Source organism: Acetobacter sp. DmW_125128 (assembly GCF_008704325.1).
Classification (GTDB): Bacteria; Pseudomonadota; Alphaproteobacteria; order Acetobacterales; family Acetobacteraceae; genus Acetobacter; species Acetobacter oryzifermentans.
In genome coordinates this window covers 117590-140329 of the sequence record NZ_VHOP01000008.1, presented here as the reverse complement: position 1 = coordinate 140329, position 22740 = coordinate 117590, and the positions used below count along the sequence as shown (strand labels likewise).

Below are 22740 nucleotides of genomic sequence, written 5' to 3'. Positions count from 1 at the left end.
AAAAAAGCCGCGCCCCAATATATCAAGGGCAGCGGCTTTTTTCTATGGTGTATCAGGCTATTTTTAGTAACCGCTCGGAACGGCGTATCCGGGTGCGGCATAGCCCGGCGCGGCATAACCGGGGGCTGTATAGCCCGGTGTGGCATAGGTGGGGGTTGCTGGGGTGGCAACGGCCCCAATGGTGGCGCTTACAACACCAGCAATAATGCCCGTGGTAAGAGATGTTAGCAAAAACTGGTTGCCATAGCGCATCCAGTAATAGCCAGATGGCGGGGCGTACAGGCCGCGCTGGCTCTGCCAGTTTGTGATCATCCAGCGGCTGTTGCGGGGGCCATCGTAGCGGTCTCCCTTACGCCATGTGCGGTTCATGTCAAAGTTGTCAGCACCGCGCGCGGGGCCGCCACGGCCGGGGCGGTTGTTGTGCATGGCTGGGCCGGGGCCGCCATGTTGTGGGCCGCCGCGCATGGCGCCGGGGCCACCATTGGGGCCACCACGGCCATTAAACTGGGGTTCGGCATGAAGAGAGGTGGATGCACACATCACACCCATCATGGCAGCGGCTGCAAAATAATGGAATTTCATGTCAAACCTCTATTTTATAATAAATCTATTTTTCACATACGCTTGTGGCAGAATTACGTTCCAGCTTTCTCACATTATATAAAGGGTAAGGCAGGCGGCTTGCGTAGGATGCAACGCAAGGCATAAATCAAATTAACATAATGTATGTCTGCGAGCCTTTATTTTGTCTTAATTCTTTCCTAGCGTCATTTCTGACACGCACTGCCAAGTGCGGTGCCAAACGCATTGAATGAAAGTATTGTTCACGATGAAAAAAGCTCTTCTTCTGCTTGCTGCTCTGGGTGTTGCTATGCCGGTTGCTTCTCACGCAGAAAGCCATCACCACAAACACAAGCATAGCGAAAACAGCGATAACCAGAACGGCCGTGGTGATGAAAACCGTGGCGAACGCGGTGATCGTGGTGACCGCGGCCAGCAGGGCGGCGAACATGGTGACCGTGGCCAGCAGGGTGGCGAACATGGTGATCGTGGCCAGCAGGGCAACTTCGGTGGTGAACATGGTGGCCCAGGTGGCGAACATGGCGGCCCGAACGGCGGCGAAAACAACAGCAGCAACTAATCTTGCTACATGTGGCCCTTTATGGGTTGCATAAAAAAGGCGCTCCAAATGGGGCGCCTTTTTTTATGGCCGTAGCCGGGTAGGGCCGCCCACAATGGGGCGGCAGCCTTGGGTATTTAGCCAAACACCACAGTACGGTGGCCGTTGATCATAACCCGATGCTCAACATGCATTTTTACGGCCCGCGCCAGCACTTGCGATTCTACACCGCGCCCCGTGGCAATGTAATCTTCCACAGAGAGGTTGTGCGTTACGCGTGCGGTTTCCTGCTCGATAATCGGGCCTTCATCTAAATCCGCTGTCACGTAATGGGCAGTTGCGCCAATTAGCTTAACCCCACGCGCATAGGCCTGATGATACGGCTTGGCCCCTTTGAAGGAGGGCAGGAAGGAGTGGTGGATGTTAATCACCCGGCCACTTAATTCTGCACTGAGCGAATCCGAAAGCACCTGCATATAGCGGGCCAGCACCACCAGATCCGCCTTTGTTTCCTTTATAAGGGCGCGCAGCTTATCTTCCTGCTCGGCCTTGTTCTGCTTGGTAACGGGCCAGCAGTAATAGGGAATTCCGGCCTGTTCCGCCGTGGCAGCGCTATCTGTGTGGTTGGAAACAATGGCCACAATATCTGCCTTCAGCCAACCCACCCGCACCTGATACAGCAGGTTAAGCAGCGCATGGTCAAAGCGAGACACCATAATAATAATGCGCGGCAGCACGGCGGCGTCATGCAGGCGCATCTTCATGTCAAAGCGTTGGGCCACGGGGGCCAGAATAGTATTTATTTCTGCCAAATTCCCCGGTGCGGGCGCATTAAAGGCCAGCCGCATGAACAATGTGCCAGATTCCCGGTTGCTGAACTGGTGGGTTTCGGTTATGTCCGCACCTCGCTCCGCCAGAACGGATGTCACAGCCGCAACAATGCCGGGCTGATCCGGGCAGGAAAAAGTAAGAATAAACTGCATGCGGTGGCGTATGCTCCTTTGTTCTTCTACTGGGCCTGATTAAAGGGCGCAGGGGCGCAATGGCCTCATCTTGTGCCAGTGCACAGGGGGCTGCGCAATAGCTTGTGTTGCCACCTGTTTATAACCGGTGGGGCGTTGGGCGAAATGTGTGGATGGCCTGTGGATGAATCGTGGCAAGCCCGACTCGTGATGTTTTTTTATGGTCAAGCCAATTCTGCGCTTGTCATATAACGAATCCCTAAAAATCCCAGAAAACAGCCGATTCTAAACATTTGTTCTCTGGCTTTGTAACAAATCTTATCCACAGAAAAGGGGGAGAGAACACGGGAAAAGCCTGTGGATAGATTTGTGGAAGGCAGCTTGCCCATAGTGTTTTCCCGCGTTTCCCGCTTTGTTCTCTCATGCCCAAGGGGGGCGTTTTTTCAGGCGCGGTGGGCCAGATGCGCGGCCATATAGGCGGCTAGCACCACGGCCTCGTTATGTGCTTCATCCCGCGCGCCAAACAGCAGGGTTATGCGGCCTTTGCGGGCCAGATCGGCCAGTTGCTGCACAGCTTGCGGGTTGGCGTTCAGCTCTGCCGTGTAGCGTTGGCGGAAACCCTCCCACTTGGCTGGGTCATGCGCAAACCATTCACGCAGGGCGGTGGTGGGGGCAATGTCTTTCAACCACAAGGTAAGGTGCGCGCGCTCCTTGCTCACGCCGCGCGGCCACAGCCTATCTACCAGCACGCGGGCACCATCATCGGGCTGGGCGTCTTCATATACACGGCGGATGCAGATATCGGGCTGATGGGGCATTGTGGCCTCTGCTTATGCTGAACATTTGTGGTTTTGGGGTTTCAATTAAGATGTGTTTTTAAGGCATCTTAAAGAGATGAATGGGCATACCTGCCTTTCATGGTGTAAAAGGCCCCATGCGTCTGACATTGCACACAGATTATGCCCTGCGCACGTTGCTTTATCTGGCCGTGCATACCAACCGCCGTGTTTCCATAAAGGAGATTGCGCGGGTTTATGGCATTTCCGAAAACCACTTGGTTAAAATCATTCATCATCTGGGCCGGGGCGGGTTTGTAGATACGCTGCGCGGCCGGGGTGGTGGGCTTATGCTGGGGCGTGCGCCAGAGGATATTCGCATTGGCGATGTGGTGCGCCATACGGAAGATGATATGGCGCTGGTAAGCTGCATGTCTCCTTCCCCCGGTGTGCCGGGTAGTGCGGAATGTCTGCTGGCCCGTGCCTGCCATTTACGTGGCGCGTTGGGTGAGGCGCTGGATGCGTTTATGGCGGTGCTGGATAGCCGCACGCTGGCCGATATGTTGCACACGCCAGAACGCCAGATTTTGCAGGAAGCCAAAGCCAACCAGCAGGCCCCCGTAACCCCCTAAAGCCAGCCATCTCCAAGATGGGATTTTGAAACTTGGCCCGCCTTGCCCTACAGTTGCAGGCACAGCGGAAAAGCATGGCGCACGCCCATTGCTGCGGCTTTTCTGCTTTGGGGCTCGCCCCGTTTCATGCACAAAAAAGGGCTACGGGTATGACACGCAAGCAACCACAAACTGTTTTGGTAACGGGCGCCACCGCCGGATTTGGGCATGCCATTGCCCTGCTTTTGGCCCAGCAGGGCTACCGCGTTATTGCCACAGGCCGCAGGCAGGAACGGCTGGAGGAACTGGCCGCCCAAGCCAAAGGCGAGATCCTGCCTTTTAAACTGGATATGACAGATGCCCCAGCCCTTGCCGCCTTACCGCAAAGCCTGCCCGCAGGCTGGCAGGAGGTGGACGTGCTGGTGAACAACGCCGGGCTGGCGCTGGGCTTGGAAAAAGCGTGGGAAACCAAGCTGGAAGACTGGCAGCGCATGATTGCCACCAACGTAACCGGCATGGTGGAAATAACGCGCGCATTGCTGCCCGGCATGGTGGCGCGTAACTGGGGGCATGTTGTGGCTCTTGGCAGCACGGCGGGCACGTATCCGTACCCCGGTTCCAACGTATATGGGGCTTCCAAGGCGTTTGTTGAGCAGTTCATGCGCAATTTGCGGAGTGATCTGCTGGGCAAGCAGGTGCGGGCCACCACCATTGCCCCCGGCCTGTGCGGCGGCAGTGAGTTCAGCCAGGTGCGGTTGGGAGATGCCACCAAGGCCGAGGATGTTTACAAAGGCACGCACCCGCTTTTACCCGAAGATATTGCCCAAACGGTAGCATGGGTTTTAAGCTTGCCTGCACATGTGAACATCAACCATGTGGAAATGATGCCCACCTGCCAGGCCTCTGCCGGTTTGGCGGTAGATCGCACAATGGCGGAGTAAGGTTTGCGAATGTCTTTTTATTCCTGCCTGATTGTTATGGTCGGGGGCGCGCTGGGCACACTGGCGCGCTATTTTGTTTCTGTTCTTACTGCACCCATCAGCCGGTATATTCCGTGGGGCACCATTATTGGCGTTAACATGGTGGGCTCCTTTGTTATCGGCTTTTTTGGCACGCTTACGCTGGCATCTGGCCGGTATCCGGTGTCGGAAACCACGCGGCTGTTTGTTATGCTGGGCATATGCGGCGGGTACACCACGTTTTCTTCCTTCAGCCTGCAAACGCTGGATCTTATTCGGGTTGGGGGCTGGGGCCGTGCGTTGGTGAATGTGGTGCTTTCTGTAGCACTTTCTGTTGGGGCGGTGGCTATGGGGCACATGCTGGCGTCTCGCATGAACTCCCACGCCATTTTGGTGGCGCAAACCAACACGGAAGAAGAAGTGTGAGGCTATTTTTTCTTCTATTTTCAAGGGGCAAAATGCGATAGGGTTGAGTTTGTAATTTTTATGTTGCCGGTTGTCCGGGTATTTAAGAAAAGGCATGCACGCTGATGGCTGATTCAACCCGTAACGTTTCCAGCGGGCAGACCCTAACCGGGCACATCATCAACACGAATGAAGTTGTAAATGTTGCCAAAGGCGGCGCTGTTGTGAATACAGTGCTGGATCCTACAAATGCCTATAATCAGGATGATAGCCTTGATCCTGCTGAACTGGACGTGCATGGCTCTGCGCTGAACACGCAGATGAACGATGGCTATGTAGAGGTTTACAATGGCGGCGTTCTTTCTGGCGTAACAGCAGGCAATAACGCGCAACTTACCGTGGATGTAGGCGGTAGCGCCACAAACGTGCAGATTGCAAGTGCCGGGGTTGTTACCGTTGGGGATGATCAGGGCGGCACGTTTAAAAACTCTGCCTACCTTAGTGCTGCCACCGTTTCTTCTGGCGGGAACATATTTGCCGAGGCAGGCGGCATTGTAACCAGCGCAAATGTTTTGGCGGGTGGGTATGTAGAAGCAGCAGAAACGGGCGGGCTTCTTTCTGGTAACACCATACAGTCCGGCGCAATGGAATATGTGGATTCAGGGGGCACTGTCTCGCATGAAACAATCCAGAGCGGTGGTTTTTTCATGGCGGAAAATGGCGCCAATGTAAGCGATGTAACAGGTGCACTGCCGGGTTATGCCATTACCACAGATGATGATGTGGTGCTGCAAACGCACGTTACAGCAGATGGCAAGCCTTTTTCTGGTGTAGATATTTCTACCCTGCCAGCAGAGCAGAACGCCACGCTGGTGATGTATGTAACATCTGGCGCAGAAGTTGATGCCTTAACGCTTGCCGCCCCCAATCATGAGGGCAACAAAACAGATGTTAATTTACACGGCACTCTGAGTGGCGTAACCGTTGCCACAGCAGATGCCAGCGCTTACACAGACCCGGTTAGCACCATATTTGCTTATGGGAATGCAGTGGTGGAAGGCGCTATCAGTGGTGGCAGGCCTGCTACTGTTTCTGGCGCTATCCCGGCTTTAAATATCTCTATGGAATCCGGCACCACGTTGCAAAACGCGACTGTGGGCGGAGGGGTCTGGATATATGGGGATGAACAGGTTGCTTCCAGCCTATGGGTTAAAAGTGGAGCCGCCCTTACAGGGGATGTTACAGTAACATCCGGCGCTTTGGTAACCGTAGAAGGTGGCAGTGCAAGCGGCCTGACGTTTGAAGCCGGTTCGGAAGAACAGCTTCTGGCTGCGGGCGGGAGTCTGAGCGGGGAAACCTTTCAAGACGGCAGCCTACTCAGCGCCCAGAATTCTGATATCTATCATTATTCAGGCACCACCTCATCCATACAGGCTGCGCCAGCCACAATTACCAGCAACACATTTGCCAGCAAAACCAGCGCGATCATCTATGGTGAGGATACGCAGTTTTCAAACAACACCGTAAATGGTGGCTCGGTTATTGTGTTTGGGTCTAACCAAACACTTACCAGCAATACATATACCTCTGGCGCTTCTATTGTTCTGGAAGGTGCCGTTGCCCAAACAGCAGATATTCTGGGTAGTGGTGTTTCGGAAAATGTGCAGAACGCCAAAGATACCCTGCAAAATATAACACTGCAAAACGGGGCTACGCTGCAACTTGATTTAGGCAGCGCCAACCATGTTACAATGGAAACCGCCGTTTCTGTTTACGTTGGGGGTGATGCCACGCTTAGCAACACCACCATTGTTTCTGGCGCTACGCTTCAGTTCAACCAAAACTCCAACCTGCAAAATGATATCTTGCAGGACGGAGCTATTCTGATTCCGCAATTTTATGGTGACATGGGCATAAGCGGCAATACGTTTACGTTCACCAATTCGGAAACGGGGCAGGCGGAAACACTGCAAATAGAGGGTGGTTCTGGCAATTATAAGCTGGGCGTTCTGGATGATCAGGGTATTTACGAGATTGAAGATGGCACCCCCTGTTATTGCCGCGGCACGCTGATAGAAACAGATCGGGGTGAAGTGCCGGTAGAACACCTGCAAATTGGTGATCAGGTGCGCACGCTGGAACATGGTTTTCGGCCTATCCGCTGGATCGGCCGCCGTGCGTATTCTGGCCAGTTTGCAGCAGGCAACCCGGATGTGCTGCCAGTTATTTTCCGCCGAGGTTCCTTGGCGGAGGGGCTGCCCCGGCAGGATCTCTCTGTTTCTCCACTTCACGCCATGTATCTGGATAACGTGCTGGTGCCTGCTGTGGCGCTGGTGAATGGCACATCCATCATGCAGGCAGAGGCGATGGATGAGGTGGCGTATTTCCATATCGAACTGGAAAGCCACGATGTTATCTTTGCCAATGGAACGTGGTCTGAAACCTTTGTGGATGATGAATCGCGCGGCATGTTCCACAATGCGGCGGAATACGCGGCACTTTATCCATCAGCCCCCAAACAACCTGCGCAATATTGCGCCCCAAGGGTAGAAGAAGGCCCCCGGCTGGAGGCCATTCGGAAACGGTTGAACGCCCGTGCTGGTGTGCGGCCGCGCGCGCAGGGGCCGCTGGAAGGCTATATTGATACGATAACTCGCACCCGTCTGACAGGATGGGCCCGGAACCCGGAAAACGGCGCCCCTGTGCGCTTGCGTATTCTGGATTGCGGCGTAGTGCTGGGCGAGGTTGTGGCCAACCAGCCCCGTGCCGATATGCAAGATGCCGTTGGCTTTGTGTTTGAAGTGCCCGGCGGCCTGAGCGTGCACGAAAGGCATGTGCTGGAAGTGCAGCGCGTGGCTGACCATACAGCCCTTGGCAACAGCCCGTGGATGCTGGATTTGGCCCCAGCCAAACCCGTGCAGGCCGTTCTGGCCCGCACCCCCGCAACACCGCTGCTTGGATATGTGGACTGCGCAACCCGTGAACATGTGGCAGGCTGGGCGCACAGCCCCACCATGCCGGATGAACCCGTAGCTTTGCAGATTCTGGATAACGGGCAGCTTGTGGCTTCCATTGTGGCCAACGGTTTGCGGCCAGATGTGCGCCGCGCTGGCGGCTGTGCAACAGAGCGCTGCGGGTTTGATGTACTGCTCCCCACAGGTCTTTCCCCCTTTACGCGGCATGTATTGGAAATCCGGCGTGAAAGTGATGGCGCATTGCTGGGTGCCCCGCATGTGCTGGAAGCTGTAGATGCGTTTGATCCCACAATGCAGCAGGCTATTGCGCAGGCGGTTACAGCAGCAATGGGCGAGGCTGAACAGGCGCAGGTGCTCTCCTTTTTACTGGGGCAGGTAGAAAAACTTACGCAGGCCCATGCACGTGCACAAAGCGGGCAGGATATGCGCAATCTGGCCGCGGCTCGTGCACGCAGGGGGCAGGGTGTGGCGCCGCTGGCTGTGCGTAAACGGGCATTGGTGGTGGATACACTGCGCCCCGATACCGGGCGGGATGCTGGGTCTCATGCCGTGCTGTCTCATATGCGCGCACTTGTGGCGTTGGGGTATGATGTCAGCCTTGTTGCGGCAGACCAGATGGAAGGGGCCACCACGCTGGAAGTTCTGCCAGAAGTTACGGTGTGCACGTTGCCATTCTATTCATCGGTAGAAGATGTGCTGCGCCGTCAGGCTGGTAGTTTTGATGTGGTGTATCTGCACCGCATGGATACGGCCACGCGCTATGCGGCGCTCGCACGGCGGCACCAGCCGAAGGCACGGGTTGTGTATGCGCTGGCCGATCTGCACTGGCTGCGTTTGGGCAGGCAGGCGCAGGTGCAGGGTCGGCCAGAACTTATGGCCCGTGCCCGTACCGTAAAACAGGCAGAATACAGCGCTATGCTGTTGGCCGATGTGGTAATGACCCATTCTACCGTTGAGGCTGATCTGCTGCGGCGTGAACTGCCGCAAGTGCGGGTGCAGGTTACACCGTGGGATGTGCCAGTGCGCATGCGTGTTCCGGGGTTTGCCCGGCGTGATGGTGTGGTGTTTGTGGGCAATTACGCACACGCCCCCAATGCAGATGCCGCACGCTGGCTGGTGCAGGATATTATGCCACGCGTATGGGCCACCAATCCGGAAATTCGCTGCCTTTTGGCCGGGGCCAGTATGCCCGCCCAACTGCGCGCCCTTGCGCGTGATGGTGTAGAAATTCTGGGCCATGTGCAGGATTTGCAGGCCCTGTTTGATAGCGTGCGCCTAAGCGTTGCGCCGCTGCGTTTTGGCGCAGGTGTAAAAGGCAAGGTGCTGGATAGTTTGGCCGCTGGGGTGCCCTGTGCGCTTTCCCCCGCAGCGGCAGAAGGGCTGGAACTGCCGCAGGATCTGGCTGCTTTTGTGGGGCAGGATGCAGATGCATTGGCTGCCGCCATTATACGGTTGCATCAGCAGGCCAGTGCCAACAGCAAGGCCAGCCGAGCTGGGCGGGCCTTTATGCGCGCAGGCTTTACAGCTCAGCAGGTGCAACAGGCTTTGGCAACCGCCATTGGTGCACGCGCGCCCCAGCAGATGTCACGGCAGGCTGGATAAGCAGCATATGCGCATAGAGCCTTGAACTTAGTATAAAATTTGGCACAAAAAAGCTGCGGCCCGCAAAACGGAACGCAGCTTTTTTTGTGTTCACCCCCGGCGGAAGGGCGTTCCGCCAAGGTTAAACGCAACGGGCTAGGCTTAGGCCGGAACCTTGCAGCCAATGCACAGCTTGTTGCCATCCGGGTCCCGCAGGTAAGCCAGATACAGCGGGCCCATGGAGGTTTGGCGCACGCCGGGTGGGTTTTCAATGGCCTGTCCGCCATTGGCAACACCAGCTTTGTGCCATGCGTCGGCCATAGCGGTTGTAGCGGCTTCCAGCCCAATGGTGCCACCGTTGGCGGGGGTGGCGGGTTTGCCGTCCAGCGGCTTGGTGACTACAAAGCGCTGGCCGTGCTTGGCGTAAACCAGGCGGCCATTGGGGTGAATTTCTGAAGGGGGAATATCCATAGCTTCAAAAATAGCATCGTAGAATTTTTTGGAACGGGCAATATCGTTGCTGCCCACCACAATATGCGTAAACATCAGATGTAAATCTCCGTCTGTTATGACGGAACGAACCTTACGCGCCGGCTTGCAAGAGGGAAAGGCCGCTTAGCTTATGCCCGCAATGCGCGCAAATTTACGCTGACGGCTGAAAAACAGTTTTTCCGCAATCCAGAACACAGCGCTCTGCCATTTGCCGTGGGGGGAAACGCCAATGGTTTTGAACACCATGTTGGTGACGCGCCGCAGATGCTGGGGCTGATAGTTTTTCATGGCGCGGGACATATACGCCGCAATGCAGCGCGTGTGGTCATACGGCATATCTGCGGGGTCATTGGTGGTGTGGTAGGCGGATGCTAGTTCGTCATCCTCGCTTTCCGTTACGCGGCCAAGGGCAATGCGTGCGCGTTGCAGCGTGCCAATTTTTTCGCGTTTTAGGTAGCGGTTCATGTGGTCGTAAAACAGTTTGAAGTGGCGGAACTCATCCGCGGCTATCTGTTTACAAAGGGCTTTTAAAACGGGTTCTTCCGTAGCATCGGCCAGTGCGGAATAAAAAGAAGAGGTGCCTGTTTCCACCATACATCGGGCAATCAGTTCCCCCGTGCGGGAGCCACGGACAGATTGCTCCACTTCCAGCGGAATCTGGTAAAAATCCCGGTAGCGCTCAAAGGCGGCGTGGTAATCCCACGTAGGGTCTGCCAGCATGGCCCAACGGCCCAGTGCATCACCATGCTGCACTTCTTCTATGGCCCAGTGGTCTGCTGCTTCTCTAAAGTCCGGATCATCGCGGAACACATTATTAAGGTACAGCGCGTAATCCACACTGTTGCGTTCCACCACCGAGGCCGCCTTGATGGCAGGCACCAATTGCGGATCTACTTTAGAGGGATCAAACTGATCCCAAGGCAGTTGGTCGATCTGCCAGTGTTTCATAAGCCCGGGCCTCCCTTTCCTGCCTTTGTTTACGCGTGTGCGTGGTTTATATGCCGTGCAGGTTGGGTTTGCGCCAGAGCCAAGGCATGAAAAAACCTGATGGCCGGATTTCTAGACCATCCGGCCTTGGCGTGAAAAGCTGAAAAAAGGCCCTACAGCCAGATAACACTCAAGGTGTGTTCTGGCTGCCTTACTATAACGCGGCAGGGGCTTATAAAGGTGCTGCGTGCTGTTTTAGCCTGCGTTGGGGGGCACAATTTCTGGCAGCTCATCACCCGGCTGCGCGGGCGGAAGCGGGCGGGGGCGGCGGTTTTCATCCAGCGCCACAAAAATAAATTCGCCTTCCGTTACCTTGGATGTCAGATGCGTGTGGCGGGCGCGGCGCCATGTTTCTACATGAATGGTAAGCGATGTGCGGCCCGCGCGGATAATGCGGGTGTAGATGCTCACCTCATCCCCCACCACCACGGGTTCCATAAACACAAGGCTGTTGATGGCAATGGTGGCACACCGCCCATTGGCCCGAAAAGCTGCCGTGGTGCCCGCTGCAAGATCCATCTGAGAAACAATCCATCCCCCAAACACGTCTCCCGCCGGGTTGGTATCTGTGGGCATGGCCACCACGCGGATGGTGGGGATATCGGTTGGGATTTGCGAATTATCTGAACGAGGCATGCAGTACTGTTCCTTCTGGCAAGGGCCTTATGTTCTGACTTGCAGGGAAGAGAGCCGCCCTGCACGAAAGCATTGCCAGCAGGATAGCGCGTAAACATGGCGGGGTGCAGCTTCAGTTTTTCGTGATCAAACCTGCCTTGAGCGTAACGCGGGGGCGGTTTGGCTGGCGCGTGCGGGGCCTGCGTGGCGGCAATGTAAAATTTTTCAAAACGTTTACTATTTATAAAGGAATTTAAAATAAAAATAAATAACGTCCCGCGTTAATGCTTAATAAATAATTAACCGGGGCTTTATTCATGCAAAAGGACCCGTTGGCCATGGCCATCAATCTACTGTTTGACAAGGTTATAGATTACTCTGTTGAGGATCTGCTTAACCTTAACGTAACTGGCAACATTCTGGTCACGCGGGATGCTGGCACCCCGGCGGGTGACCCCGTGGTGGTAAACCTGAGTAATATTGCCGATGTGCAGGCGCTCAGCCGCATTGTGGTGGAAAACGGCGCAACAGTGGTGGCGGGTGGCGGTCTGGCATCTGTTGGGGCCATTAAAAATATTACGGTAGATGGTGGCACGCTGGAACTGGGGGGAAATATTATTTCCGCCAATGTGCTAAGTTCTATCAATGTTGGGCCAGATGGCGGCAACATCAAGGTGGATAGTGCAGGCGTTGGTGTGGGTGTACTTTCCAACGTGGTCACGTTTATTGATTCAAACGGTAAAACAACAAGCACCGTTCCCCCAAACTTTACGGTAGATTTTCCGGATTCCTCCAATGTGTGGGGGTATTATGATCCACTCACAAACACCACCACGGTGGGGCTGGATCTGAATATCCTTAACGTTATTGACGTATCGCTTGGCCCAAGCATTAAGGTATCTGGCAACCCATTTGGATTAACATGGTATATTCCCAAGGAATGGACAAACACCTCCAACCCGGATGGCACGGGCGGTATTCTTATCTGCTATCTGGCTGGCAGCATGATCCGCACCCCCAATGGTGATGTAGCGGTAGAAGACCTGCGCGTGGGTGATACCGTGCTGGCTTATGGAAGGGGTGAAGCAGAACCCCGCCAGATTGTATGGGCAGGCCATGCACAGGCTACGGTAAACCCCACCTTGGCGGATGATGAGGCCGGATACCCCGTGCGTATTGTGCAGGATGCCATAGCAGATGGCGTGCCTTACAAGGATATGCTGGTAACGCCCGAACACTGCCTGTATTTTGATGGGCGCTTTGTGCCGGTGCGTATGCTTGTAAATGGCAGCAGCATTTTTTACGATCGTACGTTTACATCCTACACCTATTACCACATAGAAACGCCCGAACATGCTGTTATCATGGCGGATGGTGTGCTGAGCGAAAGTTACCTGGATACGGGCAACCGTGCCAGCTTCCGCAGTTCTGGCGTTGTGCTGGCCAGCATTGGCAGCAAACCGCGCAATTGGTCTGTAGATGCCGCAGCCCCTTTGTGCACGCAAAAAGAATTTGTGCAGCCTTTGTTTGAAAAAATTGCAAACAGGGATAACGCTTTGGGGCATGCCCCTGCACAGCCTGCCCCGCGTGAGTTGCTGACAGACCCGGATATCTGCCTGCAAACCAACACCGGCAAGCGTATTCGGGCCATAAAGGTGCAGGATGGGTATTATACCTTTATGCTGCCAGAAAATGTGCAAAGCGTGCAGATTGTCTCCCGCGCAAGCCGCCCGTGTGATGTAGAAGGCCCGTTTGTAGATGACCGGCGCAAATTGGGTGTGGCCATTGGGCAGGTAACTCTGTGTGATACCCAAAATATGCAGGAAATTTCAACGCATTTACAAAATGAAGATATCCCCGGCTGGTACGTTCTGGAACACGGTGGCGCAGCCCGCTGGACAAATGGCAACGCCATGCTGGATCTGGAAAGCCAATCAACATCTGGCCTGCGTATGCTAAGCATGCAGGTATTGGCTGCTGGCCCGTATCTGGCATCAGACACGCCAGCACATCGGCTTGCCAAAACGGCCTGAAGGTTTGGTATAAAAAGCGGGGTGGTTTAAAAACACCCTGCTCTACACGTCAAAAAACGGGGTATCGGCTGCTTTTGTGCAAGTCGGAGCCCCGTTTTTTTATTGGCTTTGGGCTTTTTGTGCGGCGTGCAGACCCCACACCATGCGGCGTGCCCACTACAAAGCTTTGCAAGGGCAGCCATACTGGCCCACGTGGTACATAAAAATGTAAGATACTGCCGCGTTAGTTGCGGATGAGCATGTAATTAACCGTCACATCAAAGTTAATGAACTTATCTTTCATATCCGGCGGCACGGGTGGCAGTTGCGCCCCGTGGAACATGCCTATTGTTGCGGAATCCAGATCGGAGGAGCCAGAGCCGCTGGTCAGGAACACTTTGAACACATGCCCCGTGCGATCCAGAATAACATGCACCGAGGATGGGCCTTCATCCCCTCGTTCTGCCGCATCTGGCGGGTAATACAGGTGGCGCTGGATCCATTCATCAATTTCTGCCGCGTAATCACTGCTCACGCCATGCACTGTGGTGCGCGATGCGTAATGGGCGTTCAGCTCACCATTTTCCACCATCGGGCCAATGGAAAGATCAACCGGGGCGCTGGAACCACCGGGGCGGCCATGCTGCTTGCGGCGTGGGGCTGGGGCCTCGTTAAAGGACATATCCATTGGGTGGTCCAGCGGAGAGGGCTTGTGGTGGCTGGGCCGGGGCGTGGGCTTGGCGTGCGGTGTGGGGCGCGCAGGCTGTGGCGTTTTGGGTTTGTGGCCCGTAACCGGGTGAGAGGGTTTGGTTTGTGTTTTATTTTCCACCGGCTTGGGGAGCCCATCATCAGATGGCGGCAGAATGGGGGCGGAGGGTGCTTCCTCTGCCGGGGGTGTGGGCGTGGGTTCGGCATCTGCCGGGGTTGGGGGTTCGCTGCTGGTTTGGGCGGCGTGTTTGGCCTCGTTCCCGCCACCAGCATCGGGGGATTGTGCGCCCACCATACCGCTGGAAGCCTGCGGTTGAGAAAACACCATTTCCACCCCGGCAGATTGCTGGGCGGCATCGGGCGAGCCTTGGGGCTGATGGTGCGTGGCCTTATACAACAAGGCGGCCAGCAGCAGCACATGTGCGAGAAAAGAGGCCGTAAGCACAGGCCCCAATGTGGGATCTGCGTATATTTCCTTGCGGATAAGCGGGGTAGAGGTGCCGCGTACGTTAACGCCGCGTGTGCGCGGTACAGGTGCTGCGGGAAAAAGCCGTGCGCGCACATCTTCCGTATCCGGTTGGGATGTGCGCTGGCTGGCGGGGTTTTCCGCAGCGTTTGTGCCGCTGTCGGGCAGCAGCCGGGGTTCCTGTCTGGCAGGATGGCGGGAAGAACTGAACCTGTCGATCATGACCCGCCCGTTATTCTCCACCTGTTCCGCAGGGTTTACGCATACCGGCCCCATGCCAGTGTGGTGCGTATTGTGTCATGGCTGCTGCTGTGGTGCCAGAGAGAAGTTTGCACGAAGTTTGCCACACCGTATGGGCCTAGCACATGCACGGGCCATACGGTGTGGGGCAGAGATAGCGTTACCAGATTTTTACGCGCTGATCTGGCGCAAGGTAGAGCTTATCTGTGGGCTGCACCTTCCACGCCTCGTACCATGCATCAATATTGTGCATAGGCATGTTCACCCGCGCCTGCGGGGGAGAGTGCGGATCTGTCACCACCAAGCGGCGGATGGTTTCTTCGCGCAGTTTTTCACGCCAGACCTGCGCCCAGCCAAGGAACACGCGCTGATCCCCCGTTAGGCCATCCAGTTCGGGCGCGGGCTTGCCTTTAAGTGCGGCATGATACGCATCTAGCGCCAGCGTAAGCCCGCCCAGATCGGCAATGTTTTCACCCATTGTCAGCTTGCCGTTTACGTGTACGCCGGGCAGCACCTCAAACGCATCAAACTGTGCGCCAAGCCGGTCTGCCAGTTTTTGAAACCGGGCGGCATCTTCCTTTGTCCACCAATCATGCAGGCGGCCGTGTTCATCAAACTGGCGGCCTTCATCATCAAAGGAATGGGTCATTTCATGGCCGATCACGCCGCCAATGGCCCCGTAATTTACGGCCATATCCGCCTTGGGGTTGAAGAATGGCGGTTGCAGAATGGCAGCGGGGAACACAACCTGATCAAACAGCGGGTTGTTGTAGGCGTTTACGGTTTGGGGTGTCATGTCCCATTCATCACGGTCTACCGGCTGGTCTAGGCGTGCCAGCCAGTAGCGCCATTCATACGCCACGCCGTTGCGGGCATTGCCGTACACATCGCCCTTATGCACCTCAAGGCTGGCATAATCGCGCCATTTATTGGGGTAGCCTACCTGAACTTCAAAGTTTTCAAGCTTGCGCAGCGCGGCCTGCTTGGTGGAAGGGCTCATCCACGTATTGTTGCGCAGGCGGATGCGGAAGGCGTCTTTCAAATCCGTGGTCAGCTTTTGCATGGTGGCGTGGTTTTCTGGCGGGAAGTAACGCTGCACATACACCTTGCCCAGCGCCATACCCATGGCGGAGCTGGTGGCCTGCACGCCGCGCTTCCACCGTGCAGGCAGAGAGGGCTGGCCGGTAAGGGATTTGGTAAGCGCAAAACGTGCCTGCTCAAACCGATCTGGCAGGTAGGATGTGGCGTTTTCTACCAGATGCGCGGCCAGCCATGCCCGCAGCGTATCCATATCCGTATCGGCCACCACGCGGGCTTCTTCCGTAATGGCGGAGGGTTCGCCCACAATCAGCACGCGCTTGTCCAGCCCCTGTTCGGGCAGGCCCGCGGCAGAGAGCCAGATAGACCATTCAAACCCCGGCGCGTTTTTGGCCAGGTCTGCCACCGTCATCGGGTTGTAGGTTTTTTGCGGGTCGCGCAGGGTTTCACGCGCCCAATGGGCTTTGGCTAGGCGTGTTTCAAACGTAACAATAGCTGTGGCGGCTTTTGCGGGTTCTGGCCAGTCTGCCAGTGTTAGCGCCTTTTCTACATAAGCCTGATAGGCCTTTTTCTTGCTGGCGAATTCCGGCTTCAGGTAATAATCGCGGTCTGGCAGCCCCAGCCCGGCCTGATCCAGATTAAGCGCATAGCGTGTGGGGTCTTTTGCATCCGGGTTGATACCCAGAGAAAACGGTGAGAACTGGAAGTTGCCGGGGCAGGAGCCTGTAAGGGCTGCCAGATCAGAAGGTGTTTTAATGGCGCGAATGGCGTCCAGATCTTCCTTAAGCGGGCGGCTGCCAAGGCTTTCTACGGCTGCCTCATCCATATAGGAGGCGTAAAAGGTGCCCAGCTTTTCTTCAATACTCCGTGGGTTTTCCACCGGATGGGCGGAAAGATCGTTCAGAATATCCTGTACCCGTGTGCGGGAAAGCTCGGCCAGCGCGTTGAAGGGGCCATAGCTTGTCATATCTGCGGGAATTTGCAGGTGATCCAGATAGGTGCCGTTGGCGTAGCGGAAAAAGTCATTCCCCGGTTTTACGCTTAAGTCCCGGCCTTCCAGATCTACGCCCCAAGCGCCAAAGCTGGCGGGGGCTGGCTGCGCTGTGGGGGCAGATGGCGCAGCATGTGCGGGGGCACTGGCAGTGGCGCCAACAAGGGCGGCAGAAAGCAACAATGCGCCACGCAGGGAGGAACGGGAGAGGAAATTGGACAAATGGAGTCTCCGCTTTCTTTCTTCTGGGTCTGATGCGTGGGGCAAGCCCCACCTCTCAGAGTGTTCGGAAACAAAGAATATTCTGCCCCACCTTAGCCTTGGCATGGAAGGCTGCCTACCCCGTGCAGTAAGGGCAATGTTAGCAGGCCCTACGAGAATGAATTTTTCTGCCAGCCCTGTATGTGTGCTTGCATCTTGCAGGCATCCCCCGCATTAGGGGGCTGAAACACACATAAATGTTATGCGTTGCACGTTATGCGGCGGCCCGCGGGTGCACACAAGCAAGGGGTATGGCGTTATTTCTGGCCGAGCAAAATACAGGCAGCATGCCGCCATATGGTGGGGGCCACAGCAACAGCGCGTGCGTGTTGCGGCGCATCGGGCGCGCCGTGTTTTGCACTGTGCCAGCATTATGGCGCTGGGTTTGTGGCCCATTATGGCGCAGGCTGCCCAGCCCAAAGCAGCACATACACCCCCGCATGCACATGGGCGGCCTGTTACGGGTGTGGGCCAGGGGCACCACGTAGCCCCACCTGCGGCGGTGGAAGCGCGCAGTAGTACATCTGTGCAGGTAAACGCCCACCGCTACGATTACATGTTTCAATCCGCCCAGCATGAGCCAGATGCTACCACGCATCTTACGGCGGAGCTGTTGCGCAACCGCGATATTACCACCCTGCGCGGGCTGGAGCACGTAGCCCCCAACTTAACGATGCAAAGCATCAACGGCACAGCCTCCACCAACTTTTACCTGCGTGGTTCCGGGTTTAATGATTTCACCCAGAACAACATGCCCACCGTGCTGACCTATGTGGACGATGTTGCCTACCCCTATGCCGCCATGACAGACGGCATGATGTTTGATTTGGCCAGCGCCAGCGTAACCCCCGGCCCAGTTGGCACAGAGCACGGACAGTCCACCACGGGTGGGGAAGTGCATTTGCGCACGGCAGACCCAACAGATACGTGGCATTTTGGGGCATCGCAGGATATTGCCTCTTACGCCCGCAGCCGGAGCGAGGCCTATGTTTCTGGCCCATTGGCCAAGGGGCTGGATTTTCGGCTGGCGGGGCAAACACGCCAAGGCGGCGGCTGGCAGCGAGACCCCGAAAATGGAGACCATTTAGGGGATGCAGATTTATGGGCGCTTCGCGGCAAGCTGCGCTGGCGGCCGGATGATAAAACCACCATCCAGCTTGGCGGCCATTTTGTGCAGGACAACAGCGAGGTTGTAACCCCGCAAGCCGTGCACCGCATTATTGGCTCTACCCCGCTGCCCGATTACGGCATGGGAACAGATGCGCAATGGTCTTCCAATTCCACCTTTGACAAGCTGATAGGCCGCCGCGATGGGCTAAAACCCAGCGAGCACAACCAGTACTGGGGCGCGGATGTGCATATCATGCACGATTTCGGGCCGGTAACATTTACATCTGTAAGCGCGTTTGAAACCGAACGGCGTGGAGAATACACAGATCAGGATGGCACATCACGGCAGGAGGCCGATACCTACCGCACCATAGATGGCAACGTGTTTACGCAGGAAGCGCGGCTTAACGGCTCTGCCCTTGGTGGGCGGCTGAACTGGGTTGTGGGCGGGTATTATCAGCGCAGCCAGATGAACCAGCGCTTCTTCTTTAACTACACAGATTACGCCGCGCGTGGGTATATGATGTCCACCTCCTTCGGGCAGAACCAGCAGAGCGTTTCGGAATTTGGGCATGTCAGTTACCGGCTGCCGCATAACGTCACCATCTGGGCGGGGCTGCTGCATGAGCTGGATGACCGCGGCATAACGGGCCTGACATCGCAGATATTTGGTGGGGCTACGCATAACTTCCACGCAGAAAACACGGCCTCCAACCAGTTTGCGGGGCAGGTGGGGGTTTCATGGCAGTTCGTGCCCAATGCCATGCTGTATTACAAAATGAGCAAGGGCTTTAAGCCCGGTGGCTTTACGGCCAACAATACGCAGGTGCAGGCGCAGCTAGACCCCTTTCACCCCGAAACGGTGCTAACATACGAGCTGGGCTTTAAATCAGACCCCATACCCAACCATTTGCGCATTAACGGTGCAGCGTTTTATAATGATTACCACAACCAGCAAGTTGTGGGCACGGTGCTGATTCCCAATTATGGCCCGTTAAGCGAAATTACAAACGCCCCTAAATCTGAAAGCTGGGGTTTTGAGGCCACGTTGGAGGCCAACCCCATAAGCCGTTTGCACATTATGCAAAACATTGGCTGGCAGCGCGGGGATTTTCAGAACTTCCCCAATGTGGATCGCCCCGCCACCAACGCCTATTACGCCCAGCACGGCACATGGAAAGCAATAGAGCGTAACTTTGCCGGGGTGGATAATGGTTCCCCCAAACTCACACTGAATGGTGAGGCCATGTGGCGGCAGCCCTTGGGCAAAGGGTATCGGCTGGATTTTGGGCCGGATTGGCAATACCGGGGCAGTCAGGCCATTGTGGTGGGCGGCACGGGGTATCAGCGCTTGCCATCTTACTTTTTGCTGGGGGCGCACGTAACGTTCCGCCCGCCTTCGGGCAAGTGGGAAGCCACGCTTTACGCCCGCAATATTCTGGATAAACGCTACGCAGAAAGTGGCGGTATGGCCACCACCACGTATTTCTATATTCCCGGTGAGCCACGCTTTATTGGTGGGCGGGTTTCCTGCGGATTTTAAGTATTAAATCAAGTATAACAAGCGCGTGATTCACGTTTTGGAGAGAAATAGGGCGGAACTGGTCACTAAAAATCTATTTCTTATTTACGGATAACGCTGCTTGTATTGCCTCCGTTCTTGTTTTTGAAACGGAGGTCTGGTTATGGCCGGTAAAAACGGTGCGTGCCTGATTGCTTTGGCGGTGCTTTTAGGGGCGTGCAGTTCTCGCATTGCCCTTAACGAGGCCTCCTTTCCTATTCAGGATCTGCCGGTGCAGCATTTGGTGCAAACGCCGGTGGCCTATAGTTTTGCGCCGGGATTTGCCAAGCAGAATGCGCAAATAGCGTGCAGCCTTGGCATAAATTACACCACAAATTTAGGAGCTTCGGCAGAGGAGCGGTTGCAGCAGGCCATTCGCTCCAGCTTTGCCCATGCGCAGCAGGAAACCCCAGAAACACGCGGTTATACAATGGCCCTTTCCCTGCAAACAGCGGATGAGCAGGTAAGCGTTAAACCGGGCCTGTGGGATAACAAATACACGGTGGATACCACCCTAAAAGGCACTGTGCAGGTGCTTAACGCACAGGGCCAGCCTGTGCAGGTAGTGCCAATTACCGGGCAGGGCAGCAACACGGTTGCCGGAAGCTGCGGGGCGCTTAAACACGCCATGATGCAGGCGAGTGAAAAAGCCGTAGCCCAGATTGGCAATGACTTTGTAACAAAAGTGGCAAATGGCCATGTGCTGAATTAGCTTATGGCCAAAGCCGACCCTTTAAAAGCCGCAAGCCCTTATCTGCTACAGGGGAGATAAGGGCTCGCTTATATTACGCCACGCGTACAGATTAACATCAGGCAGAGCGTGTGTGTGTTTCTGCCTTTTGGTGGTTTTCCATAACATAGGGGCTACCTGCCTGTACGGTAATGGACAGCATGCCAATTTTGCCATCGGTAAGGTATCCATCCAGAGGCAGCAGGGCATCTCCATCTGTCCATGCGCAGCCTGCGGCTTCCGCAGCGTACCAACCTGCGGGTTTTTCTGCCTGAAGGTGCACGTTAATATTATGCACATCTTCGGCGCACAGAAGGTGTATGTTTGCAATGGCAATGCCCAGATAGCGGCGGTCATTCACAAACGGGCCAATAATATCTACCGGGCGGCTGGCGCGAGAAACAATGCGTACAGATTGTGTGTTAGGTGGCAGCATAAAGCTGTACTGGTGCGTGGTGTGGCGCGCAGGGTGCACAATAGCCCCGGACTGCGTAACAAGGTGCAGGTTGGGGTTGGTGGTTGTTTCAACATTTCTTGCAGATACATGGCATCCGGCAATGTTGTTTGTACGATAGGAGAGCGCGTGAAACAGAGGCTCCACAAAAGTACGATCTATGCATAAAGGCGCTGCGGCATCGTGCTCCCAGCTTTTGGTGGGCGCGCGCCCCAGCATAACAACGCTACCATTCTGCTGGAAGGATGCGCGGTTGCCCGTATCCAGATAGCTTTCCGTTAGCACACCATTTGCCATGATGATGGTGTGTTCTGCGGTTTCAATGTGGTAATATTCGTAAGATACAATGGATGTATCATAGAAAATGGAACTGCCATTCACCAGCATGCGTGCTGGCACAAACTTGCCATGAAAGAACAGGCAATGTTCTGGTGTGATCAGCAGATCTGTGCTGGGTACATGCTCAGCCAACGCATTGGCAACAATGCGGATGGGGTAGCCTGCCTCATCCTGCGTAAGGGCGGTGTTTGCCTTTGCCGGGGCATGACCAGCCCATGTGACGCGGCTGACTTTTCTTGCACCATCTGAATAGACAAAAACAGCATCGCCAATCTGGATATCTTCAATGGCGCGTGGGCCTTGTGGTGTTTCAATCAGGGTGCCTGCAAGAAAGCAGTCGATAGTTGCGGTATCACCATCATAGCCGATTTTATCGGGGGATTCTCCATCTACAAAGGTAAGGGAATCTACCAGAACATCATCTGCATTTGCGGCGTTAACAACTTTGTAGGTGTTACTGCCCAAAGGAACCCATTTGATATGGATGCCCGCGCTACCATCGGAAGATTGGCGGCTGCCAAAAGTGATGGCGTCGTAACTGGAAAAGTTAATAACGGAGGGAACAGTGTTTTGCGCCCCCGAAAGATTAAGATAATTGGTGTTGCCATTGTTGGGTGTTGGCCAGAAAGACGCAACAGACGTAAAACTGCCTGAAGGCTGTACGGTAGAGTTATCAATCAGAACGGTGCCGCCCGTCATATCTCCATAGCTTATCACATACAGAGAGTTGACCCGAAGCGTGCCACTGTAATCATCCATGCTGATATTGTTATTAACAGTAAAGCCAACGCGTTGCGAAGAATCTCCGGTGTAATTGTTCAACGCAATATTTGTATCACCTGTAATGGTCAGGCTGGAGATTTCAACCGCAGAAGGAATGTTGATTGTCTGGTTTTGCGTGGCATTTGTGTCGATGACAACATCCGAATCTGAACCTGGGACGCCGTTAGACCAGTTAGCTGCGTTGTTCCAGTTGCTATCACCTGCGGTGCCTGTCCATGTATCGGTTGTCATAAGTTGCCCTAAAAAGTTATATAATTCGCAACATATAAACTCACGATAAGATTCTGCAAGCATTTTTAAATATATAAAGGGGCAGTAATACATAATGTTTTTAGAAAAATTTATTGTGGTAATTATTTTATTTTATAAATGTAAATATAAAATTATCTATTTTATATATATAGTATAATTAAGTTAACGTTTTGGTGTTTATTGCTAATACTTCAACAAATAAATGAGATTAAATTATATTTTATAAGTATTTATTTCAAATAAGTTTACGTGTATTTAAAGTTGTTTTTATTTATTTGTGTGTTCGGGTTAACTTTTCTGGATCGCCAAAGA

17 protein-coding genes are annotated in these 22740 nt (G+C 54.9%); 7 read left to right on the top strand and 10 right to left on the bottom strand.

The window, feature by feature from the left end:
- Positions 1–63: 63 nt before the first annotated feature.
- The 4 genes from FKW19_RS03575 to FKW19_RS03560 form a co-directional block, all read right to left on the bottom strand.
- Entirely contained in the window at positions 64–582 is a 519-nt protein-coding gene (locus FKW19_RS03575) for an RcnB family protein (protein WP_089178671.1), read from the bottom strand.
- 127 nt (positions 583–709) lie between these two features.
- Positions 710–1189 (bottom strand): hypothetical protein, encoded by a 480-nt coding sequence (locus tag FKW19_RS15560; RefSeq protein ID WP_202878124.1) that lies wholly within the window; start codon positions 1187–1189, stop codon positions 710–712.
- A 68-nt stretch (positions 1190–1257) separates the two neighbouring features.
- Positions 1258–2103: a formyltetrahydrofolate deformylase gene (gene purU / locus FKW19_RS03565; protein ID WP_089178672.1), complete on the bottom strand. Its 846-nt coding sequence runs from the start codon at positions 2101–2103 to the stop codon at positions 1258–1260.
- 422 nt (positions 2104–2525) lie between these two features.
- On the bottom strand, positions 2526–2900 hold the full coding sequence (locus FKW19_RS03560) for a DUF488 domain-containing protein (protein WP_089178673.1): 375 nt from the start codon (positions 2898–2900) through the stop codon (positions 2526–2528).
- An 80-nt stretch (positions 2901–2980) separates the two neighbouring features.
- On the opposite strand from FKW19_RS03560, the gene FKW19_RS03555 reads away from it, so the two are divergent.
- From FKW19_RS03555 to FKW19_RS03540, 4 genes are all read left to right on the top strand, one after another.
- Positions 2981–3490 carry an Rrf2 family transcriptional regulator gene (locus FKW19_RS03555; RefSeq protein WP_006117100.1) on the top strand — a complete coding sequence of 170 codons (510 nt, stop codon included), beginning with the start codon at positions 2981–2983 and terminating at the stop codon, positions 3488–3490.
- A 149-nt stretch (positions 3491–3639) separates the two neighbouring features.
- The gene (locus FKW19_RS03550; protein ID WP_035354319.1) at positions 3640–4410 is read left to right on the top strand and encodes an SDR family NAD(P)-dependent oxidoreductase; all 771 of its coding nucleotides are present in this window, start codon (positions 3640–3642) and stop codon (positions 4408–4410) included.
- Between the two features lie 9 nt (positions 4411–4419).
- Positions 4420–4854: a fluoride efflux transporter CrcB gene (gene crcB, locus FKW19_RS03545; protein WP_006117102.1), complete on the top strand. Its 435-nt coding sequence runs from the start codon at positions 4420–4422 to the stop codon at positions 4852–4854.
- A gap of 104 nt (positions 4855–4958) precedes the next feature.
- Positions 4959–9410, top strand: a complete 4452-nt coding sequence (locus FKW19_RS03540; protein WP_116100305.1) for a Hint domain-containing protein — start codon at positions 4959–4961, stop codon at positions 9408–9410.
- Positions 9411–9551: 141 nt separating this feature from the next.
- Here the strand turns inward: FKW19_RS03540 and FKW19_RS03535 are convergent, their stop codons facing one another.
- The 3 genes from FKW19_RS03535 to FKW19_RS03525 form a co-directional block, all read right to left on the bottom strand.
- Positions 9552–9935, bottom strand: a complete 384-nt coding sequence (locus FKW19_RS03535) for a VOC family protein (RefSeq protein WP_006117104.1) — start codon at positions 9933–9935, stop codon at positions 9552–9554.
- A gap of 69 nt (positions 9936–10004) precedes the next feature.
- Entirely contained in the window at positions 10005–10829 is an 825-nt protein-coding gene (locus tag FKW19_RS03530) for a ferritin-like domain-containing protein (protein WP_063353656.1), read from the bottom strand.
- 234 nt (positions 10830–11063) lie between these two features.
- Entirely contained in the window at positions 11064–11504 is a 441-nt protein-coding gene (locus tag FKW19_RS03525) for an acyl-CoA thioesterase (protein ID WP_006117106.1), read from the bottom strand.
- Between the two features lie 317 nt (positions 11505–11821).
- Here FKW19_RS03525 and FKW19_RS03520 point away from each other — a divergent pair, with 317 nt between their 5' ends.
- Entirely contained in the window at positions 11822–13516 is a 1695-nt protein-coding gene (locus FKW19_RS03520) for a Hint domain-containing protein (protein ID WP_089179886.1), read from the top strand.
- A 223-nt stretch (positions 13517–13739) separates the two neighbouring features.
- Here the strand turns inward: FKW19_RS03520 and FKW19_RS03515 are convergent, their stop codons facing one another.
- Positions 13740–14945: an energy transducer TonB gene (locus FKW19_RS03515; RefSeq protein ID WP_063353658.1), complete on the bottom strand. Its 1206-nt coding sequence runs from the start codon at positions 14943–14945 to the stop codon at positions 13740–13742.
- A 124-nt stretch (positions 14946–15069) separates the two neighbouring features.
- On the bottom strand, positions 15070–17265 hold the full coding sequence (locus FKW19_RS03505) for a M13 family metallopeptidase (RefSeq protein WP_089178676.1): 2196 nt from the start codon (positions 17263–17265) through the stop codon (positions 15070–15072).
- Between the two features lie 136 nt (positions 17266–17401).
- On the opposite strand from FKW19_RS03505, the gene FKW19_RS03500 reads away from it, so the two are divergent.
- Together FKW19_RS03500 and FKW19_RS03495 are read left to right on the top strand one after the other, a co-directional pair.
- Complete coding sequence (locus FKW19_RS03500; protein ID WP_089178677.1) at positions 17402–19852, top strand: TonB-dependent receptor; 2451 nt, start codon at positions 17402–17404, stop codon at positions 19850–19852.
- A 142-nt stretch (positions 19853–19994) separates the two neighbouring features.
- A complete protein-coding gene (locus FKW19_RS03495; RefSeq protein WP_006117110.1) occupies positions 19995–20582 on the top strand; it encodes a hypothetical protein in 588 nt (195 codons plus the stop codon).
- Positions 20583–20679: 97 nt separating this feature from the next.
- On the opposite strand, the gene FKW19_RS03490 is transcribed toward FKW19_RS03495, so the two are convergent.
- Entirely contained in the window at positions 20680–22407 is a 1728-nt protein-coding gene (locus tag FKW19_RS03490) for a Hint domain-containing protein (protein ID WP_089179887.1), read from the bottom strand.
- Positions 22408–22740 lie beyond the last annotated feature (333 nt).

What these genes read in the sequence shown, in the direction of transcription:
- FKW19_RS03575 (WP_089178671.1), bottom strand. Translation starts at nt 582, where the DNA reads ATGAAATTCCATTATTTTGCAGCCGCTGCCATGATGGGTGTGATGTGT.
- purU (WP_089178672.1), bottom strand. Translation starts at nt 2,103, where the DNA reads ATGCAGTTTATTCTTACTTTTTCCTGCCCGGATCAGCCCGGCATTGTT.
- FKW19_RS03560 (WP_089178673.1), bottom strand. Translation starts at nt 2,900, where the DNA reads ATGCCCCATCAGCCCGATATCTGCATCCGCCGTGTATATGAAGACGCC.
- FKW19_RS03555 (WP_006117100.1), top strand. Translation starts at nt 2,981, where the DNA reads ATGGGCATACCTGCCTTTCATGGTGTAAAAGGCCCCATGCGTCTGACA.
- FKW19_RS03550 (WP_035354319.1), top strand. Translation starts at nt 3,640, where the DNA reads ATGACACGCAAGCAACCACAAACTGTTTTGGTAACGGGCGCCACCGCC.
- crcB (WP_006117102.1), top strand. Translation starts at nt 4,420, where the DNA reads ATGTCTTTTTATTCCTGCCTGATTGTTATGGTCGGGGGCGCGCTGGGC.
- FKW19_RS03540 (WP_116100305.1), top strand. Translation starts at nt 4,959, where the DNA reads ATGGCTGATTCAACCCGTAACGTTTCCAGCGGGCAGACCCTAACCGGG.
- FKW19_RS03535 (WP_006117104.1), bottom strand. Translation starts at nt 9,935, where the DNA reads ATGTTTACGCATATTGTGGTGGGCAGCAACGATATTGCCCGTTCCAAA.
- FKW19_RS03530 (WP_063353656.1), bottom strand. Translation starts at nt 10,829, where the DNA reads ATGAAACACTGGCAGATCGACCAACTGCCTTGGGATCAGTTTGATCCC.
- FKW19_RS03525 (WP_006117106.1), bottom strand. Translation starts at nt 11,504, where the DNA reads ATGCCTCGTTCAGATAATTCGCAAATCCCAACCGATATCCCCACCATC.
- FKW19_RS03520 (WP_089179886.1), top strand. Translation starts at nt 11,822, where the DNA reads ATGGCCATCAATCTACTGTTTGACAAGGTTATAGATTACTCTGTTGAG.
- FKW19_RS03515 (WP_063353658.1), bottom strand. Translation starts at nt 14,945, where the DNA reads ATGGGGCCGGTATGCGTAAACCCTGCGGAACAGGTGGAGAATAACGGG.
- FKW19_RS03505 (WP_089178676.1), bottom strand. Translation starts at nt 17,265, where the DNA reads ATGCCAAGGCTAAGGTGGGGCAGAATATTCTTTGTTTCCGAACACTCT.
- FKW19_RS03500 (WP_089178677.1), top strand. Translation starts at nt 17,402, where the DNA reads ATGCGTTGCACGTTATGCGGCGGCCCGCGGGTGCACACAAGCAAGGGG.
- FKW19_RS03495 (WP_006117110.1), top strand. Translation starts at nt 19,995, where the DNA reads ATGGCCGGTAAAAACGGTGCGTGCCTGATTGCTTTGGCGGTGCTTTTA.
- FKW19_RS03490 (WP_089179887.1), bottom strand. Translation starts at nt 22,407, where the DNA reads ATGACAACCGATACATGGACAGGCACCGCAGGTGATAGCAACTGGAAC.